Annotated in this window: 2 protein-coding genes; one reads left to right on the top strand and one right to left on the bottom strand. The window is 75.4% G+C overall.

Annotated elements, in window-relative coordinates:
* The first annotated feature begins 523 nt into the window (after window positions 1-523).
* Entirely contained in the window at window positions 524-1,984 is a 1,461-nt protein-coding gene (locus ACVNF4_RS34955) for an NAD(P)-binding domain-containing protein (RefSeq protein ID WP_461806875.1), read from the top strand.
* Window positions 1,985-2,096: 112 nt separating this feature from the next.
* On the opposite strand, the gene ACVNF4_RS34950 is transcribed toward ACVNF4_RS34955, so the two are convergent.
* The coding region (locus ACVNF4_RS34950) for an LPXTG cell wall anchor domain-containing protein (protein ID WP_461806874.1) at window positions 2,097-2,412 on the bottom strand (316 nt) is incomplete at its 5' end.

Below are 2,412 nucleotides of genomic sequence, written 5' to 3'. Positions count from 1 at the left end.
GGCTGTGGTGCCGGCACGTCGCGACGCGGGTGGTGGAACGGCTGCGGCGCACGGCGGCCGGCCCCGGAGCGGGAACCCGCCCCCGAGTCGTCCGCCAGGCCCCGGCGCCACCGGTCTCCCGGACGGGGCTGCCGCAGCCGGCGTCCCTGACGGTGGCCCCTACGGGGGCGGCGACGACGGGTTCGGCGGCCTCCGTGACGGCGGGGCCGGCAGCCGGCTCTCAGGTATCACCCCCGGCGACCACCCCTCAGGGGTCCTCCCCAGGGCCTACCTCTCAGGTACCCCCAGGGGCGGCCGGCTCTCAGGTATCCCCTACGGGGTCCTCAGCGGCGTCCCCCACCGCCTCACCCCCGGCCTCACCCCCGGAGCCCCCCGAGAGCTCCCCCACAGCCTCCCCAGGGGGCTCCCCGGCGGCTTCCCCGCCGGTGCTCCCCCCGGAATCCCCTACGGGTCCTCCCCCTGCCTCCTGCGAGGTGTCCCGGACGACCCCTCCGACCGACGACGAGAAAGCGAGCAGTTGCTGATGTTCGACCTGCTGGTGGTGGGCGCCGGCCCGTACGGCCTGTCCATCGCGTCCCACGCGGCGAGCGCCGGGCTGAGCCTGCGCGTCTTCGGCCGGCCCATGGCGTCCTGGCGCGACCACATGCCGCGCGGCATGTTCCTCAAGTCCGAGCCGTGGGCGTCCAACCTGTCCGACCCGGCCGCCCGCTGGCGGCTGGACGTGTACTGCGAGACGCGGGGCGTCTCCGCGCGGCACGGTGAGCCGATCCCGGTGGAGATGTTCGCCGACTACGGCCTGTGGTTCGCCCGCAACGCCGTTCCCGAGGTCGACGAGCGGACGATCGTCCGGATCTCCCCCCGCCCCGGCGGGTTCGAGGCGGTGACCGAGGACGGGGAGACCGTGCACGCCCGGACGGTCGCCCTCGCGGTCGGCGTCATGCCGTTCGTCGAGATCCCCTCCGCGCTGCACGGCATCTCCCCCGCCCTCGTCTCCCACAGCAGCCACCACAGCAGCCTGGACCGCTTCGCGGGGCAGGACGTGACGGTCGTCGGGGGCGGTCAGGCGGCTCTGGAGACGGCCGCGCTGCTGGCCGAACAGGGCACGCGGGTACGGGTGTTGGCCCGTGCGGGGCGGCTCGACTGGAACGACGTGCCGCCGCCGTGGGAGCGGCCGTGGTGGCAGTCCCTGCGGTCCCCGCACAGCGGGCTCGGCTGCGGGTGGCGGAACTGGTTCTACTCCGAGCGGGCCGGCTGGTACCGGCGCCTCCCCGAGGAGACCCGCGCCCGCATCGCCGCCGACGCCCTCGGCCCGGCCGGCGCGTGGTGGGTCCGGGACCGGGTGGAGGGGGTCGTCGAGGTGCTGCTGGGGCACGAGGTGATGGCCGCGGAGGGGAAGCCGAGGGGTGGCGAACTCGACTCGGGACACGGGGAGTCGGGTGCGGTCGAGGGGCAACTCGGGGGTGTTCAGGGCGGTTCCGATGAGGCCGACGGGCGGCAGGGGCCCGGACGGGCGGGAGTCGGGTCGGATGACTCCGGGACCCAACTTCCCGCCGGTGCCGACCGGTTCACCGCGCACGGCATCCGCCCCGGCGTCGACAAGGTGCGGCTGGAGATCGCCGGGGCCCCGGGGCGGACCCGGGTCATCGAGACCGACCATGTCATCGCGGCGACCGGGTTCAAGGCCACCCGTGATCGACTCGCCCTGCTCTCCCCGGAGTTGCGCGGAGCGATCGCCGCGGTGGCCGACGGATCACCCTCCGTGGGGCGGGAGTTCGAGTCCTCCTGGCCGGGCCTCTTCATGGCCGGCCTCGTCACCGCCTCCGGCTTCGGCCCCGCCATGCGCTTCGTGCACGGCGCGACCTTCACCTCCGGCACCCTCGTCCGAGGCGTCCGGCGCCGGCTGCGCACGGGCGTTCCCGGCGGCGCGGTCCCGGCGCCGGGGCGGAGCGGGGAACGGGGTGCGGTGGACGCCGTACGCCGGTGAGTCCAGGGGGACTTGAGCCGTGAACGGGGCTCGGGTGCCCAAAACGCGGGTGCCGGCCGCTTCTCGGAGCGTCCGGCACCAGGTGTGCGAAAGGGTGGACCAGGGGTCCGTGTCACCGACGGGTCGCGGCCCTGCCACGTCGGTAGAGCACCGCGCCGCCCGCGATCATCGCGGCACTGAAGCCCGCGGCGGCGAGCAGGTCGCTCGAACCGGTGTGGGCCAGGACAGGCGGCTGGGCGGGGTGACCGGCGGGGGGCTGGTCGTTGCCCGTCGGGGGCTGCCCGTTGGTGTCCCCACCGGGCGGCTGGTCGTTACCGGTCGGGGGCTGGCCGTTCGTGTCACCGCCACCGGGGGGCTGGTCGTTCCCCGTGGGCGGCTGACCATGCGTATCCCCGCCACCAGGCGGCTGGTCGTTGCCCGTCGGGGGC

The sequence above is a fragment of the Streptomyces sp. S6 genome (assembly GCF_054880855.1).
The sequence above is the reverse complement of the archived record's forward strand: the minus strand, read 5'-3'. Positions and strand labels throughout refer to the sequence as shown.

What these genes read in the sequence shown, in the direction of transcription:
- ACVNF4_RS34955 (WP_461806875.1), top strand. Translation starts at nt 524, where the DNA reads ATGTTCGACCTGCTGGTGGTGGGCGCCGGCCCGTACGGCCTGTCCATC.